The sequence below is a fragment of the Photobacterium proteolyticum genome, assembly GCF_001939735.1.
Lineage (GTDB): Bacteria > Pseudomonadota > Gammaproteobacteria > Enterobacterales > Vibrionaceae > Photobacterium > Photobacterium proteolyticum.
The window spans coordinates 109968-126036 of the sequence record NZ_MJIL01000055.1; the positions used below are offsets into that span (position 1 = coordinate 109968).

18 protein-coding genes and 9 tRNA genes are annotated in these 16069 nt (G+C 51.9%); 22 read left to right on the forward strand and 5 right to left on the reverse strand.

All coding sequences use genetic code 11. The features are described from left to right. Positions 1-54: 54 nt before the first annotated feature. Both BIT28_RS08310 and ruvX read left to right on the forward strand, forming a co-directional pair. On the forward strand, positions 55-624 hold the full coding sequence (locus tag BIT28_RS08310) for a YqgE/AlgH family protein (protein WP_075763143.1): 570 nt from the start codon (positions 55-57) through the stop codon (positions 622-624). Next, positions 621-1049, forward strand: a complete 429-nt coding sequence (gene ruvX / locus BIT28_RS08315) for a Holliday junction resolvase RuvX (protein ID WP_075763144.1) — start codon at positions 621-623, stop codon at positions 1047-1049. The genes BIT28_RS08310 and ruvX overlap by 4 nt, the downstream gene beginning before the upstream one ends. Before the next feature lie 328 nt (positions 1050-1377). On the opposite strand, the gene BIT28_RS08320 is transcribed toward ruvX, so the two are convergent. Continuing rightward, complete coding sequence (locus BIT28_RS08320; RefSeq protein WP_075763145.1) at positions 1378-2484, reverse strand: PilT/PilU family type 4a pilus ATPase; 1107 nt, start codon at positions 2482-2484, stop codon at positions 1378-1380. A 33-nt stretch (positions 2485-2517) separates the two neighbouring features. After that, the gene (locus BIT28_RS08325) at positions 2518-3549 is read right to left on the reverse strand and encodes a type IV pilus twitching motility protein PilT (RefSeq protein WP_075763146.1); all 1032 of its coding nucleotides are present in this window, start codon (positions 3547-3549) and stop codon (positions 2518-2520) included. Between the two features lie 23 nt (positions 3550-3572). On the opposite strand from BIT28_RS08325, the gene BIT28_RS08330 reads away from it, so the two are divergent. The 7 genes from BIT28_RS08330 to hemW all read left to right on the forward strand — a co-directional run bounded on the left by BIT28_RS08330 (position 3573) and on the right by hemW (position 8501). After that, complete coding sequence (locus BIT28_RS08330) at positions 3573-4283, forward strand: YggS family pyridoxal phosphate-dependent enzyme (protein WP_075763147.1); 711 nt, start codon at positions 3573-3575, stop codon at positions 4281-4283. Between the two features lie 33 nt (positions 4284-4316). Beyond that, positions 4317-5135 (forward strand): pyrroline-5-carboxylate reductase, encoded by an 819-nt coding sequence (gene proC, locus BIT28_RS08335; RefSeq protein WP_075763148.1) that lies wholly within the window; start codon positions 4317-4319, stop codon positions 5133-5135. Positions 5136-5144: 9 nt separating this feature from the next. Then, on the forward strand, positions 5145-5702 hold the full coding sequence (locus BIT28_RS08340) for a YggT family protein (RefSeq protein ID WP_075763149.1): 558 nt from the start codon (positions 5145-5147) through the stop codon (positions 5700-5702). Beyond that, positions 5699-5992 carry a DUF167 family protein YggU gene (yggU, locus tag BIT28_RS08345; protein ID WP_205298601.1) on the forward strand — a complete coding sequence of 98 codons (294 nt, stop codon included), beginning with the start codon at positions 5699-5701 and terminating at the stop codon, positions 5990-5992. Before BIT28_RS08340 ends, yggU begins: the two co-directional genes overlap by 4 nt. Before the next feature lie 155 nt (positions 5993-6147). Further along, positions 6148-6576, forward strand: coding sequence for a DUF4426 domain-containing protein (locus BIT28_RS08350; RefSeq protein ID WP_075763150.1), 429 nt, complete (start codon positions 6148-6150; stop codon positions 6574-6576). Between the two features lie 174 nt (positions 6577-6750). Further along, a complete protein-coding gene (locus tag BIT28_RS08355) occupies positions 6751-7344 on the forward strand; it encodes an XTP/dITP diphosphatase (RefSeq protein WP_075763151.1) in 594 nt (197 codons plus the stop codon). Further along, positions 7344-8501, forward strand: coding sequence for a radical SAM family heme chaperone HemW (hemW, locus tag BIT28_RS08360; RefSeq protein ID WP_075763152.1), 1158 nt, complete (start codon positions 7344-7346; stop codon positions 8499-8501). Before BIT28_RS08355 ends, hemW begins: the two co-directional genes overlap by 1 nt. 1 nt (position 8502) lies before the next feature. Here hemW and BIT28_RS08365 read toward each other — a convergent pair whose 3' ends face one another. The 3 genes from BIT28_RS08365 to trmB form a co-directional block, all read right to left on the reverse strand. Continuing rightward, complete coding sequence (locus BIT28_RS08365) at positions 8503-8907, reverse strand: YggN family protein (RefSeq protein ID WP_139310450.1); 405 nt, start codon at positions 8905-8907, stop codon at positions 8503-8505. Positions 8908-8962: 55 nt separating this feature from the next. Next, a complete protein-coding gene (gene glsB / locus BIT28_RS08370) occupies positions 8963-9883 on the reverse strand; it encodes a glutaminase B (protein WP_075763166.1) in 921 nt (306 codons plus the stop codon). A gap of 105 nt (positions 9884-9988) precedes the next feature. Continuing rightward, complete coding sequence (gene trmB, locus BIT28_RS08375) at positions 9989-10726, reverse strand: tRNA (guanosine(46)-N7)-methyltransferase TrmB (RefSeq protein ID WP_075763154.1); 738 nt, start codon at positions 10724-10726, stop codon at positions 9989-9991. Between the two features lie 254 nt (positions 10727-10980). On the opposite strand from trmB, the gene mutY reads away from it, so the two are divergent. The 13 genes from mutY (at position 10981) to BIT28_RS08440 (ending at position 15832) form a co-directional block, all read left to right on the forward strand. After that, positions 10981-12048, forward strand: coding sequence for an A/G-specific adenine glycosylase (mutY, locus tag BIT28_RS08380; RefSeq protein WP_075763155.1), 1068 nt, complete (start codon positions 10981-10983; stop codon positions 12046-12048). A gap of 113 nt (positions 12049-12161) precedes the next feature. Then, positions 12162-12434: an oxidative damage protection protein gene (locus BIT28_RS08385; RefSeq protein WP_075763156.1), complete on the forward strand. Its 273-nt coding sequence runs from the start codon at positions 12162-12164 to the stop codon at positions 12432-12434. 115 nt (positions 12435-12549) lie between these two features. Continuing rightward, a complete protein-coding gene (gene mltC / locus BIT28_RS08390) occupies positions 12550-13683 on the forward strand; it encodes a membrane-bound lytic murein transglycosylase MltC (protein ID WP_075763157.1) in 1134 nt (377 codons plus the stop codon). Positions 13684-13801: 118 nt separating this feature from the next. Further along, a tRNA-Phe gene (locus BIT28_RS08395) sits at positions 13802-13877 on the forward strand. A 40-nt stretch (positions 13878-13917) separates the two neighbouring features. Next, positions 13918-13993, forward strand: a tRNA-Asn gene (locus BIT28_RS08400). A gap of 45 nt (positions 13994-14038) precedes the next feature. After that, positions 14039-14114 (forward strand) — tRNA-Thr (locus BIT28_RS08405). 36 nt (positions 14115-14150) lie between these two features. Further along, a tRNA-Phe gene (locus BIT28_RS08410) sits at positions 14151-14226 on the forward strand. A 6-nt stretch (positions 14227-14232) separates the two neighbouring features. Next, positions 14233-14308: transfer RNA gene (locus BIT28_RS08415), tRNA-Asn, on the forward strand. Positions 14309-14618: 310 nt separating this feature from the next. After that, entirely contained in the window at positions 14619-15254 is a 636-nt protein-coding gene (locus tag BIT28_RS08420; protein WP_075763158.1) for a glutathione S-transferase family protein, read from the forward strand. Positions 15255-15380: 126 nt separating this feature from the next. Continuing rightward, a tRNA-Phe gene (locus BIT28_RS08425) sits at positions 15381-15456 on the forward strand. Between the two features lie 40 nt (positions 15457-15496). Next, a tRNA-Asn gene (locus BIT28_RS08430) sits at positions 15497-15572 on the forward strand. 45 nt (positions 15573-15617) lie between these two features. Beyond that, positions 15618-15693, forward strand: a tRNA-Thr gene (locus BIT28_RS08435). Positions 15694-15756: 63 nt separating this feature from the next. Next, positions 15757-15832: transfer RNA gene (locus tag BIT28_RS08440), tRNA-Phe, on the forward strand. Positions 15833-16069: the final 237 nt, after the last annotated feature.

Below are 16069 nucleotides of genomic sequence, written 5' to 3' on the forward strand. Positions count from 1 at the left end.
CTAACAAATAGTCGGCATACTGTAAGTAACAGGATATGTTGTAGGTGCACACGAATGAATCTGACTAATCATTTTCTGGTTGCCATGCCCAGCATGCAGGATCCGAACTTCAAGGGCAGCGTTGTCTATGTCTGCGAACATAATGACGATGGTGCCATGGGCATTGTCATTAACCTGCCTATCGATATTTCTGTAGGCAATATGCTTGAGCAAATTGAAGTTGAGCGTGAGCTACCGGTAAACAACCCGGCAAGCCTTGAACAACCCGTATTCAATGGGGGCCCGGTGTCCGGCGATCGCGGTTTCGTCCTTCACTTGCACCTGCAAGAAGGTCAGTTCGACTCAAGTATCAACATTACCGAACAGGTATCGGTCACCACCTCCAAGGACATCTTGCCGCTACTCGGTACCAGCGAGGCGCCGGAGAAATTTCTGGTCGCACTCGGCTATGCCGGATGGACAGCCGGACAGCTTGAGCAGGAGCTGGCTGAAAATACCTGGTTAACCACTGAAGCCGATCCGGACGTTGTTTTCAACACCCCGGTCAACGAGCGCTGGGATAAAGCTGTTGCCCAGCTCGGCATAAATTCGGCCCATCTTTCTATTGATACAGGACATGCATGAGTAACTCACGCAGCGTATTAGCATTTGACTATGGCACCAAAAGTATTGGTGTCGCTATCGGCCAGGAGCTGACAGGCACAGCCACTCCCCTTGCCGCACTAAAAGCCAAAGACGGCATCCCGAGCTGGGATGCTATCGAGAAGATCCTCAACGAATGGCAACCTGATCTGGTTGTCGTCGGCCTGCCGCTAGATTTGGAAGGCGGCGAACTTGAGGCCATCACCCCGCGGGCGAAAAAGTTCGCTAACCGCCTTCATGGTCGTTTCGGCTGCCAGGTTGAACTTCATGATGAGCGCCTGAGCACCGTTGAAGCCCGCTCCGAGCTGTTTGATCGTGGCGGTTATCGCTCGCTCAGCAAAGGCAATATCGACTCTCAGTCAGCTGTCGTGATCCTCGAAAGCTGGTTTGAACGCCAGTACGGATAACGCTCTCTCTCCCCATTACACGGGGAGAGCTTTTCCCGGTACACTTCCCTCTGTACACCTTTTTCATCTCTATACACCAAATTACTGCCACCTTCTTCGCGAAAAAGATCCGGCCAGATCTCACCCCGCGTTGAATAAGGCCTGATCAGCCTGTACAGCTTTTGGACACTTTGAACCTAAAAGCTCAACAAGCTGTACACCAACATTGCGAATCAACCATAAAAGTTTTTAATATCAAACAAGTAGAGATCTTATAAAGTAAAAAAAGCATTAGGACCATAGGAACCCCAATGCTTTTTCTACATAGTGTACTTTTTGCTACCAGGCGTTACCTCATATCGACAGTCACTCCATCAAGGGTATTACTGCCCTGCTGGTTCTTGCAGCCGACCTTGATCATCAGACGCAGATCGTTGGCCGAGTCGGCATGGTGAAGCGCATCCTGCTCGGTGATCTTGCCCTCTCGAAACAACTCGTACAGCGACTGATCGAATGTCATCATGCCGGACTCGCTGGACTTGGACATCGCCTCTTTGATCTCATGCAATTCACCCCGGCGGATCAAGTCAGCAATCCGAGGGGTATTGATCAAGAGTTCAAAAGCACCATGGCGGCCGATACCCTTGGCATCCGGGATCAACTGCTGGGCAAGAATACACTTGAGGTTCAAGGACAGATCAAACAAAAACTGCTCCCGACGCTCCTTGGGCACCAAATGCAGGATCCGCTCCAGGGCCTGGTTGGCATTGTTGGCATGCAAGGTTGCCATACACAGGTGCCCGGTTTCAGCAAAGTTCATCGCATATTCCATGGTTTCGGGGGTCCTAATTTCACCGATCAGGATCATGTCTGGCGCCTGGCGCAAAGAGTTCTTCAAGGCGACATCATAGCTTTCGGTATCAAGCCCCACTTCACGCTGGGTCACAATGCAACGTTCATGCTTATGGACAAACTCAATCGGATCCTCGACAGTCAATATATGCCCGCTGCGATTTTTATTACGATAACCGGTCATTGCCGCCATCGAGGTCGACTTACCCGATCCGGTTGCACCGACAACCAAGACCAGGCCACGCTTGGCCAGCGCCATTTTCTGCATATCCATCGGCAGGTTCAGCGAGAATAGATCAGGGATATCTGTCTCTATCCGCCGCACAACCATACCCGGTAGCTCACGCTGCCAAAAAGCACTGACACGAAAGCGCCACTCACCGCGCACCAGGGCAAAATTTGCCTCCCGGCTAGTGGTGAAATCTTGCCTCTGTTCCGGATCCATCGCCTCGTCAAACAATCGATCAACAGCGTCGCGATCCAGACTTTCTCCCAGAGGCTGAAGTTTTCCGTCCACCCGCAGCAAGCACGGGGAGTCCACTGTAATGTAGAGATCAGAGGCCTTGCAACGTACCACTTCCTCAAGGATCTGCTGTAAGTTCATTACCTTTCCTTTTATTTCGCTAATACGGACGCGCTAGGCGAGACTACTGTCGACAACACGACGTCCTTCTTCAGACTCTACAATTCCCTGCGCGACCAGCATTTTGACACTCTGCTCCATCGTCTGCATCCCCATCGCAGAGCCGGTCTGGATCATTGAGTACATCTGGGCAACCTTGTCTTCCCTGATCAGGTTGCGAATCGCCGGCGTCGCCATCATCACCTCGTGGGCCGCCACCCGGCCGCCGCTGACGCACTTAAGCAGGTTCTGCGATACCACCGCCCGCAGTGACTCCGACAGCATCGAGCGCACCATGGCTTTGTCATTACCGGGAAAAACGTCAATGATCCGGTCCACCGTCTTGGCAGCCGAGCTGGTATGCAAGGTCCCAAGTACCAAATGCCCGGTTTCGGCGGCTGTCAGCGCCAGGCTGATCGTTTCCCTGTCCCTCAACTCCCCGACCACAATAACATCGGGATCTTCTCGCAACGAAGACCGCAACGCATTGTGGAAACTATGCGTATCGCGGTGAACCTCACGCTGATTGATCAGGCAGCGCTTGCCGCTGTGCACAAACTCCACCGGATCTTCAATCGTCAGAATGTGCCGGTTGTAGTTGGCGTTGATATAGTCGACCAAGGCTGCGATAGTCGTAGACTTACCCGAACCTGTGGCTCCGGTCACCAGTACCAGGCCCCGCTGGCACTGGGCAATTTTGTAAAACACCTCGGGTACATTAAGCGAGTCCAGCGAAGGAATATGAATTGGGATGGTTCGAAATACCGCCGCACTTCCCCGGGACTGCTGAAACGCATTAACACGAAAACGGCCGACTTTCGGCAGCTCGAACGAAAAGTCCACTTCCAGCTTCTCTTCGTACTCCCTGCGCTGGGCATCAGTCATGATATCGAACACCAAGCGGTGTACCTCTCCATGCTCCAATGCTGGTAAGCTTAGTTTTCTGACTTCACCGTCAACCCTGATCATTGGCGGAACACCCGCAGAAAGGTGCAGATCAGAGGCATTATGCTTTACACTAAAGTCCAGTAGTTCGGTGATATCCATAAATTTTCCCCACAGAATCGATTATGAGTAGTATCAAACAAAACATTGAGCAGGTCATCTCCCAGATAACCTCGGCAACAGAAAAATGCGGCCGGACAGCCGATTCCGTGCAGTTACTGGCGGTAAGCAAGACCAAACCCATTGTCGCTATCGAAGAAGCCATCGATGCGGGACAATTTGCGTTTGGCGAAAACTATGTCCAGGAAGGTGTCGAAAAGGTACAGCATTTTGCCACCAGCCCGCAGGCTGACAAACTTAGCTGGCATTTTATCGGTCCTATCCAGTCAAACAAAACCCGGCAGATTGCCGAGCATTTTGACTGGGTGCACTCTGTCGACCGGGCAAAAATCGCCCGTCGTCTCAGTGAGCAACGCCCGGAAGATATGCCACCATTAAATATACTATTGCAGGTCAATACCAGCGCTGAAGCCAGCAAATCCGGCGTCACCTTTGACGAGTTAGCCACACTGGCCGACGAAATTGCCGCCATGCCCAACATCTTGCTGCGCGGCCTGATGTCAATTCCGCAAAAAGCGGACGACTACGATAGCCAATATGCAGCATTTCATGCATTGGCCGAGGCCCAGAAGGCATTAAAAGGCAAGCATCCGCAGCTCGATACCCTGTCAATGGGCATGAGCGGTGATATGGAAGCCGCCATCGCTGCAGGCAGTAGCATTGTCCGTATCGGCACCGCGATCTTCGGCGCGCGTGACTACGGCACTAAACAGTAAATGGCTCTTAGGACTATTTGACAAGGACTCTACATGGAACAACGTTCAATCGCTTTTATCGGTGCCGGCAATATGGCCCGCTCTATCATTGCCGGGCTGGTTTGCAGCGGCTACCCTGCCGACAAGATCACCGCCACCGCACCGGGCCCGGCTCGCCGTGAACCGCTTGCCCGCGACTACGGTATCCACACCGGTGACGACAACCTGCTGGCAGCCGAACAGGCCGAGGTAATCGTGCTGGCCGTCAAGCCACAGTTGATGGAAGAGGTCTGCCGCCCGCTACAGGGCATCGACCTGTCCGGTAAGCTGGTGATCTCAATCGCAGCGGGCATCTCCGCCCAGCGCCTTAACGAAATGCTCGCCACCGAGCTCAACCTCGTCAGGGTTATGCCCAATACGCCGTCGCTTATTGGCAAAGGAATGAGCGGTATGTATGCTTCAGATTTAGTCGCAGCAGCTGACAAGGCCTTTGCCGAAAACTTAATGCGAGCTGTCGGCGAAGTGTGCTGGGTAGAGCAGGAGTCGGGAATTAACGGTATTATAGCGGCAGCAGGCAGTGCCCCGGCCTATTTCTTCCTGTTTATGGAAGCGATGCAGACTGAAGCTATCAGGCAGGGCTTTGATCCGCAGACAGCCCGTCTGCTGGTACAGCAGTCTGCAGCGGGAGCTGCGGAGATGGTGGTTGCCAACCCGGATACCGAGCTGGCCACCTTGCGCGAGCAGGTAACATCCAAAGGTGGAACCACGGCAGAAGCACTGCGGACGTTTAACGAGCACCAACTTAGTGATACCGTAGCCAAAGCAATGCGTGCTGCGATTTCCCGCGCTGAAGAAATGGAAAAATTATTTTAAGGTTTAGTTATGAATTCAATTGGTTTTCTGGTCAGTACCCTGTTTGACCTCTACATCATGGTTGTATTGCTACGGATCTGGCTCCAGTGGGCTCGGGCAGATTTCTATAACCCGTTCTCCCAGTTTATCGTCAAGGCAACCCAGCCGGTTGTCGCGCCGCTGCGTCGTATTATCCCGTCGATTGGCTCGCTGGATCTTGCCACGCTGCTGTTTGCCTATGTTCTTAGCATTGCCAAGTTTGTCATTCTCCAGCTGGTACTGACTGGTGGCGGCATGGCATTCACCCCTGACTTCTTGTGGGTTGGCGCCCTGGCGCTGCTAAAAGCTGCCGGTGGTCTGCTATTCTGGGTACTGCTGCTACGCGCAATTCTGAGCTGGGTCAGCCAGGGCCGCAGCCCGGTTGAATACGTCATGCACCAGCTAACCGAGCCGATGACAGCCCCTATCCGTCGTATTATTCCGGCAATGGGCGGCCTGGATCTAAGTGTTCTGGTTCTGTTTATCGGCCTGCAATTTGCCAACTTCCTGATGGGCGATATCATCGGTCCGATCTGGCACCAGCTATGAGTCTGAATGCGATAACTCGCAGCGGAGACGATTTGGTGATCCGGCTGTATATTCAACCCAAAGCCAGCCGGGACCAAATCGTCGGCCTTCATGGCGACGAGCTCAAAGTTGCCATTACCGCCCCGCCGGTCGACGGCAAAGCCAATGCTCATCTCACCAAATACCTGGCCAAGCAGTTCCGGGTTGCCAAGGGACAGGTGGTAATTGAAAAAGGCGAGCTCGGCCGCCACAAACAGGTACGTATCGAGACCCCGCGGGAAACGCCCGCAATCGTTTCTGACCTGCTGTAAACATTCGCAGACTCAAGTACTCAAAAAATCAACAGCTCAGCCGCCTGGCTGGGCTGCTACAACAATCATCAGCTGACTATACTAAAAAGAATGAAATACCCACCAGGCTATAGGGGTCGTATAAATAACCGGTGAGTATCCAAAAGGATAAAATCATGACTCGTATTTTATGTTTATTATCAGCACTACTCTTTACCGCCCTTCCCGTTAATGCTGAACAGTTAACCAATATCGGTAACCTTGAAGTCCATTACTCCAGCTTTCCTTCTACCTTCCTGACTCCCGAGGTCGCCAACACCTACCGCATTCAGCGCAGCCGTTACTCGGCTGTGGTCAATGTCACCGTGCTGGACAAAACCCAGGCCGGCAAACCGGCAGTCACTGCAGTCTTGTCCGGACAGGCTAAGAACCTGCTTGGTTCAATCAAGAAACTTTCCTTCCGCGAGGTTCGCGAAGGCTCTGCCATCTACTATATTGCCGAGCTAAGCCATGCCAACGAGGAGAGCTTCAGCTTTACCATCGATGTCTCTCAGGGCGGAAACAGTGGCCAGATAGCATTCAAGCAGACATTTTATGTCGACTAGGCAGCCGCCACGCATACCCGGAAGGAGCCAGTGGCTCCTTTTTTATTATCAGGAAACTAAGCAGTAAAGCTATCAGAAAACAGTCCGCGCTCAATTGAGTGGTGGCAGAGCAAGATTGGTATTATCATAGCGCCCCGTTATTACCAGTCCGCACGAATTCACCGAGGAACAATGATGAGCAAACTAGTACTAGCCACTGGCAACCAGGGCAAAGTAAAAGAAATGGCAAGCCTGCTTGCAGACTTTGGGTTTGATGTCGTCGCCCAGAGCGACTACAACGTCTCTTCGGTTGCCGAAACCGGCACAACCTTTATCGAAAATGCCATTATCAAAGCTCGTCATGCGGCGAAGGAGACAGGCCTGCCGGCAATTGCCGATGACTCCGGCCTGGAAGTGGATTACCTCAAGGGCGCGCCGGGTATCTACTCAGCCCGCTTTGCCGGCGAAGATGCCAGTGATCAGCAGAATCTGGAAAAGCTACTGAAAGAAATGGAAGGCGTTCCTGCCGAGCAGCGTACTGCCCGCTTCCACTGCGTACTGGTTATGATGCGACACGAAAATGATCCGACACCACTGGTTTGCCACGGCAGCTGGGAAGGCACCATCCTGAACGAGGCCCAGGGCGAGAATGGCTTCGGTTATGATCCCGTCTTCTGGGTACCGGAAGATCAGTGCGCCTCCGCCGAGCTGGAGCCTGCCCGCAAGAAGCAGCTTTCACACCGCGGCAAAGCCCTGCAGAAACTATTTGCCGCCCTGAAGGACGCCTAATGCTAGTTCCACCGCCACTCAGCCTGTATGTCCACATTCCATGGTGTGTACAGAAATGTCCCTACTGTGACTTTAACTCGCACGCCCTGAAAGCGGAGATCCCCGAGCTCGATTATATCGATGCCCTCATCGAGGATCTGGACACCGATCTGGCCACCTATCGGCTGACAGAAGACAGCCGTTCGCTGCATTCAATTTTTATCGGCGGTGGTACACCGAGCCTGATCTCCCCCGAGGAGATCGGCCGTCTGCTAAAGGCAATCGAGGCCCGTATTCCGTTCAGCGAGAATATTGAAATTACCATGGAAGCCAACCCGGGTACCGTCGAAGCCGGGCGTTTTACTGCCTACCGCGAGGTCGGTATCAACCGGATTTCTATCGGAATCCAGAGCTTCCAGGATGAGAAGCTAAAGCGCCTTGGCCGAATCCATGGCAGCGACGAAGCAACCAGGGCAGCCAATCTCGCGACTGACGCCGGGTTGAACAGCTTTAACATTGACCTGATGCACGGGCTGCCTGATCAATCGATAGACGATGCCCTGTCGGATCTCAAGCAGGCTATCGCCCTCAACCCACCGCACTTGTCCTGGTACCAGCTCACTATCGAGCCCAATACCCTATTCTACTCCAAGCCGCCGACACTGCCGGATGACGACGACCTGTGGGATATCTTCGAACAAGGCCACCAGTTGCTGACCGAAGCGGGTTATGTCCAGTACGAGATTTCCGGCTATAGCAAACCCGGCCTGCAATGCCGTCACAATCTCAACTACTGGCGCTTCGGTGATTATCTCGGAATTGGCTGCGGCGCCCATGGCAAGATCAGTTTTGCCGACGGTACGATCACCCGAACCGTCAAGGTCAAGCACCCGCGTGGCTACCTGAACCCGCAGAAACCGTATCTGGATCAGGAAACACAGGTTGAGGATAGCGAAAGGCCATTTGAGTTCTTCATGAACCGTTTCCGCCTGCTGGAATCCTGCCCCAAGCAGGACTTTGTCGAGCGTACCGGCCTGCCATTAGACGCTATTCAGTCTTCGATAGACTGGGCTCTGGGGAAAAACTACCTGACCGATAACGGCAGCGAGTGGCAGATCACCGAACAGGGCAAGTTGTTCCTCAATGACCTGCTGGCCGCCTTTGTCGACGAGGAATAATTTACTCCAGAGTCACGCTCTGCCATTGCCTCAGCGCCGGGATCAAAGACTGGATCTCATGTTCTTTTTTCTGGCGCCTGGCAACCCGATCACACAGCTCCTGATCAATAAACTGGGAGTGGGATAGCACATAGGGCAGATCGTCGGTCATCATGCGATGGTAGGAGGCCAGCACAGCAAGCTGCTGGTCATTGAGCTTAACCTTATGGACCCCGTAATAGAGCTGCCCGCTCGGTTTGACCAGAAACGTATCAGCACCGCTTTCAAGCCGTATCTCGCTATCTTGCAAGGTAATCGCATTATGCCACTGTGGTTGGCACAGTGGCGCCGATAGCGCGGCAGTACTGACGAACAAGCCGAGAAAAATACACCACGGACTTATTGTGTAACAATGGCTCTTACGCATATGCATCCCCCATGAGTCAGGGCATGCACCGCTCATCGCAAGCTGCCATCACCCGTTAAAAAATAGAACGTCCAATTCTCTCTGCCAGCAACTCCAGTGCCGCAGTTCCAGCCAGTGAGTTCCCGGATGGGTCCAACTCTGGCGACCATACCGCAATCGACATTTCACCCGGTACGATCGCGATAATACCGCCACCGACTCCGGACTTGCCCGGCATGCCCACCCGATAGGCAAACTCACCGGCACCGTCATATAACCCGCAGGTCGCAAGCAAGGCATTGGTTTGCTTACTCTGAGTCTGACTGATGATCGTTTTTTTCGCGCCTAAAGGAAGCCCTTTATTGGCCAGATAGCTAAATGTCCTCGCCAAATCAACGCAACTCATCTTCAAAGCGCAATAGCTGAAGTAGTTGGTTAGTACCGGCATCACTTCATTTTCAAAATTGCCGAACGAGCGCATCAGGTAGGCAATAGAAGCATTGCGATCACTGTGCTGCATTTCGGAGCCCGCAACCTCCTTGTCATAGACAATATGCGGGTTGCAGGCCAGTTCACGTACCTGTTCCAGCATCCGGTACTGGGGAGCAGAAAGCCGGCTATGCAGCAGATCCGACACCACCAAAGCCCCGGCATTGATAAACGGGTTGCGCGGAATGCCGTTTTCCAGCTCAAGCTGGATCATGGAATTGAAGGCGTGCCCCGAAGGCTCCTTGCCGACGCGCTGCCAGATCTCATCAGGCTCGTACAGGGTCATAGCCATCGTCAGGCTCAATACCTTGGAGATAGACTGGATCGAGAAGCCTTCCTCGCTGTCACCGGCCTGAATAATTTCACCATCGTTATAGCAGACTGCAATCCCCAGCTTATCAGCCGGTACTTTGGCCAATGCCGGGATGTAGTTAGCGACTTTACCCTGGCCAATCAATGGCCTGACTTCGTCTAAAATCTCACTGAGCAACGTTTCTGTTGGCTTCATTATTTTTTCTCCAAGGATAAAAAAGCCAACACGAGGCTGGCTTTTCTTCAATTGCATTGGATTTTCGTTGTTCCCGATTCGAATGCCGAACCGTCAACGGGGAAATTATTCAGTTCGTTCGAACTTCATATCCCATACGCCGTGGCCCAAACGGTGGCCACGAGCTTCAAATTTAGTCAGAGGTCGATCTTCCGGACGCGGAATGTAATCACCGTCAGTTGCCGTATTGCGGTAACCTAGCGCCGCGTTCATCACTTCAACCATGTGCTCGGCATAGTTTTCCCAGTCTGTCGCCATATGGAAAATACCGCCGATTTTCAGCTTTTTACGCAGCATTTGTGCAAATTCAGGCTGAACAATACGGCGCTTGTGGTGACGCGCCTTATGCCAAGGGTCAGGGAAGAACAGCTGAACCATGTCCAGGCTGCCATCCGGGATCATATGATCAAACACTTCGACACCGTCATGGCACATAACGCGCAGGTTTGTCAGGCCGGCTTCTTCTGCTGCCATCAGGCATGCACCGACACCCGGGCTGTGTACTTCGATACCGACATAGTTCTTCTCTGGCGCATTCTTCGCCATTTCAACCAGAGAGGCCCCCATACCAAAACCAATTTCCAGTACGACCGGTGCTTCGCGGTTAAACACTTCTTTCCAGTTGATTAGTTCCTGAGCGAAGTCAATACCCATTGTCGGCCAGTTGTTTTCCATCGCCAGCTCCTGGCCTTTGGTTAAACGGCCTTCACGACGGACAAAGCTACGAATTTTTCGTACCAGTTTGCCGTCTTCGGTAAATTCAGTCATGGTCACTTCACCTGACTTTTTTGAAACTTCGCTCATGCTTACTATCCAAACAAAAAAGAAACGGAACGGCATTATCCAAAGTTATAGGCTAAGTTCAAGTCTATCGATTGCGACAATACCCAGTTTGTGGTGCAATCTCGCTCAATAAAACCCAATAATAACTTTCGCCGCTGTGCGAGTTGCACGGTGTCAGGAAGTATAAGTGATTGCCAGATCTGACTCAATTTTAACCGATAGAGGCCATCAGCATCACCAGGCAGACACACTACAAGTAAAGTGAGCGAATTTCTGTGACTAATACCTTTTCTGAGGCCATTTTGACGTGGTACGACAAATTCGGCCGCAAGACACTGCCTTGGCAGCTCAACAAAACCCCTTACAAAGTCTGGCTGTCGGAGATCATGCTCCAGCAAACCCAGGTTGCCACGGTGATCCCGTATTTCGAACGTTTTATAGCCCGTTTCCCGACCGTTCAGGATCTCGCTGTTGCAGAGCAGGATGAGGTACTGCATTTATGGACCGGACTCGGCTACTACGCCCGTGCCCGCAACCTTCACAAAGCCGCACAGGTTATTGTGACCGAGCACAAAGGGGAATTCCCGACCGATATCGACAGTGTTATCGCCCTACCGGGGATCGGCCGCTCGACCGCCGGTGCCGTGCTATCCCTGTCACTCAACCAGCACCACCCTATCCTCGACGGTAATGTAAAACGCACCCTGGCCCGCTGCTATACAATTGAAGGCTGGCCAGGGAAAAAGCCGGTTGAAAATGCCCTGTGGGAAATTGCCGAGAAAAACACCCCGGCAGCAGGTGTCGAGCGCTATAACCAGGCAATGATGGATATGGGCGCAATGATCTGCACCCGCAGCAAGCCAAAATGCGAGTTATGCCCGGTAGCCGAAATGTGTCAGGCCAAGGCACAGCAGCGCCAGATGGACTTTCCCGGCAAGAAACCGAAAAAAACACTGCCCGAAAAACAGGCCTGGTTTGCCATTTTTCAATGCGGCGAGGAAGTCTGGCTCGAGCAACGGCCACCGGCCGGGATCTGGGGAGGGCTATGGTGCTTTCCACAAAATGATCATCAGGATCTTGACGGTATTATCGAGCAGCGCCTTGGCTCTTCTGGCCAAAAGATCGAGGCCACCGAGCAGTTGAATGCATTCCGCCATACATTCAGCCACTACCACCTCGATATCGTGCCAGTTAAAATCACGCTAAGGGCAATGCCGGATATGATTGGCGAGTCCGGCAAGGGCCAGTGGTACAACCTAAACCAGCCACCAAAAGTGGGCCTGGCAGCGCCAGTCCAGCAGATCCTTGAAAGCTTGCACTACGAACTTATTAATGGTGCGTAACCTTAACTATGAAAGGGCTATACAGCCCTTTCAGTGTGATATCTAGAAGCATACGCTGCACTCTGGTATAACTAGCAGCGTACTCATGAAGGTTAGGATTAAGGAGCCACTCGATGAGCCGTACTGTATTTTGTGCCCGTCTGAAAAAAGAAGCAGAAGGTTTGGATTTCCAACTTTATCCGGGCGAGCTGGGTAAACGTATTTTCGACAATATTTCGAAAGAAGCCTGGGCGGAGTGGCAAGGTAAGCAAACCATGCTGATCAACGAGAAGAAACTGAACATGATGGATCCGGAGCACCGCAAGCTGCTGGAAACAGAAATGGTCAACTTCCTGTTTGAAGGTCAGGATGTGATCATCGACGGTTATACGCCGCCGAGCGAGTAGTTATCGCCCTGACTTCACGAATAATCGCTTCTCCGGGATAAAAAGCTTACCCGGAGTGCCAGATAATGACATCATTTGCCAATAAACAAGTGATGTCTTTTTTTTACCGGGAACTATGAAAAAACGCGCTCTTATACTGTCACTTCTGCTGCTGAGCGGATGCAGTCGCGAATTTGTCGAAAAATTTTACGACGTCGACTACACCACAACCAACCGCTTTGCCAAAAACCTCGCCCCGCTGCCGGGCCAGTTTACCAAGGATTCTGCGGCCCTTGATCGCCTGATGAACAATTTCAGCGGCCAGGTAAAGCGCTACTGGGGGGACAACGACTCCCTGGTGGCAGGCAAGCGCCAGTACGTCAAATATACCGATGGCTACAAAAGTCGAGCCCATGTCGATTTCGTACGCGGCGTCGTGATTGTCGAGACCGTTGCCACCACAGAGCCGGAGAACCATCTCAAAGAAGCCATAACAACCACGCTACTCACCCCGGATAACCCGGGCGGCGTTGATTTGTATTCAGACTCGGGCATTGATTTCAACGGCAAGCCTTTCCTCTACGGCCAGGTTCTGGATCAGGATGGCAAGCCTATCGAGTGGTCATGGCGAGCGAACCAGTTTGCCGACTACCTGATTAATAACGGACTGAAAAAACGCAAGGTTCGTTACCAGCAGGCCTATTATGTCGAAATACCCATGGTTGCCGATCACGCCAACAAGCGAAGCTACAAGTACGCCAGCATTGTTCGTGATGCCTCAAGGCGCTACGGTATCCCCGAGGATCTGATCTACGCCATCATCAAGACCGAGAGCAGCTTCAACCCCTATGCCGTCAGCCATGCCAATGCCTATGGCCTGATGCAGGTCGTTCCCAACACCGCGGGCGCCGATGTTTTCAAGCTGGTAAAGAACAAATCAGGCAAGCCCTCGCCTGAATACCTGTTTGATCCGGCAAAGAACATTGATACCGGTACCGCCTATTTCTATATCCTGCGAAACCGCTACCTCAAAGAGGTCCGTGACCCGCTATCGCTGCACTACAGCATGATTTCGGCCTATAACGGTGGTACCGGTGGGGTCTTAAAAACCTTCCACCGTGACCGGAAACGGGCAATGAATGATCTCAACAGCCTAAAACCTAACCAGGTTTACTGGGCGCTCACCAACAAGCATCCCAAAGCCGAGGCAAGGCGTTATCTGCAGAAAGTGACGACTTTCCAGAAGGAATTCAATCAGGGAAAAATCTGATGCGATGACAATGAAATAGCCGCCAATGCCGCCCATGTATAAAAAGCGAGCAAGCAGGCATTTTTATTAAAAAAGTTGTTGACGAACAGGCTGAAAACCCGTTTAATAGCGCTCCGTTGCCTCGATAGCTCAGTCGGTAGAGCAGAGGATTGAAAATCCTCGTGTCGGTGGTTCGATTCCGCCTCGAGGCACCATTCTTCTTTTTTGAATAATGGTGCAAGCAACGAAAGCGATTCCCCCTTAGTTCAGTTGGTAGAACGGCGGACTGTTAATCCGTATGTCGCAGGTTCGAGTCCCGCAGGGGGAGCCAAATTTAGTTTTTGAGCCCAGGCTTGAAGACAACAAGAATAAGTGTGCCGACTTAGCTCAGTAGGTAGAGCAACTGACTTGTAATCAGTAGGTCACCAGTTCGACTCCGGTAGTCGGCACCATTTATTGCAAAGCAGAGACTTAACCATCCTGCTTTTGCCTCGATAGCTCAGTCGGTAGAGCAGAGGATTGAAAATCCTCGTGTCGGTGGTTCGATTCCGCCTCGAGGCACCATACAATTCCCCCTTAGTTCAGTTGGTAGAACGGCGGACTGTTAATCCGTATGTCGCAGGTTCGAGTCCCGCAGGGGGAGCCACATTGAAAGCCCTAGCCGCAAGGCTGGGGTTTTTCTTTATCTGCGCCATGCTGATTGCTTCGCAATCATTGTCACAGGCGGAAGGCCGCCCCGATCGAGTCCCGCAGGGGGAGCCACATTAAAGAAAGCCTTGTCTTCGGATGAGGCTTTTTTTATATCTGTCTGTTACCGCTTTGCGCTAATTGTCGCAGGGCTGGCCTCTCCCCTCTCTCCTGTAAATCGTAAAAAACATCTTGGTACTTTGCGCTGGCTGCTTGTTTTAGGCTACGTTTATATTCATGCATCCTCATGAATTATCAAGGAAGACAGAGTGATCACCCTATACGGTTACCCTCGGACCCGCTCGCTACGTGTATCCTGGCTACTGGAAGAGCTCGGACTGGAGTGGCAATATCACTTGATTGATTTTGCCAAAGGAGAGCATAAATCTGCCGACTACCTTGCCATTTGTCCTCAGGGAAAAGTACCTGCTCTTAAAGATGACGAAACGACCCTCACAGAATCAGCGGCTATTTGCCTTTATCTGGCAGAAAAGTATGGCAAACACTGGCTTCCCAAACCCGCAACGCCTCAGGCGGCAAAGCAGTTAGAATGGGTAAGCTTCATCATTACCGAGCTGGAGCAACCACTTTGGTCGATGGGAAAGCACCGCTTTGCCCTACCCAAGCAGATACGCCTGCCTGAAATGATCTCAGTGGCAAAGTGGGAATTTAAAAAAGCGGCACAAACCGCCGAAAAATGGTTGCCCGATACCGAATTCCTCGCCGGGCAGTTTCCTAGTGTTGCCGACATCTTGCTAACTCACACCCTCAACTGGGCGGTCAAATTCGACCAAAAACTCCCACCAAGGCTTGAAACATACCGCCAGCACATGAGCAGACGTCCGGCTTTGCTGCGTGCATTAAACCAGGAGCAGCAAGCCTTGGCTGACAATACGCAGCGATAATATCCCTCCTGAACCACACGATAAAGTTCAAAATACGAGCAATCAGCGTAAAAAAACAAAGGTTGCACTTTTTTTATCAAAAAATCGTTGACGCAAAGGCTGAAAACCTTTTTAATGCGCCCCGTTGCCTCGATAGCTCAGTCGGTAGAGCAGAGGATTGAAAATCCTCGTGTCGGTGGTTCGATTCCGCCTCGAGGCACCATTCTTCTTTTTGGAACAATGGTGCAAGCAACAAAATCTATTCCCCCTTAGTTCAGTTGGTAGAACGGCGGACTGTTAATCCGTATGTCGCAGGTTCGAGTCCCGCAGGGGGAGCCAAATTTTGTTTTAAGCCATAGGCTTGAAGCGTAAAAGATACAGTGTGCCGACTTAGCTCAGTAGGTAGAGCAACTGACTTGTAATCAGTAGGTCACCAGTTCGACTCCGGTAGTCGGCACCATCTCTTAGCAATTGTTGCATAAAGCAACATTGCAGAAGTTAAAGCCTAACCGCTTTTACTTTTGCCTCGATAGCTCAGTCGGTAGAGCAGAGGATTGAAAATCCTCGTGTCGGTGGTTCGATTCCGCCTCGAGGCACCATATAAAATTAGAGATTGATTTCTGTTACTGCGTTGCAGTAATGTGTCGGTCCCTAGCCGGGCGCGGTCAATTCCGTCCCCGAGCACCATACAATTCCCCCTTAGTTNCTCTTAGCAATTGTTGCATAAAGCAACATTGCAGAAGTTAAAGCCTAACCGCTTTTACTTTTGCCTCGATAGCTCAGTCGGTAGAGCAGAGGATTGAAAATCCTCGTGTCGGTGGTTCGATTCCGCCTCG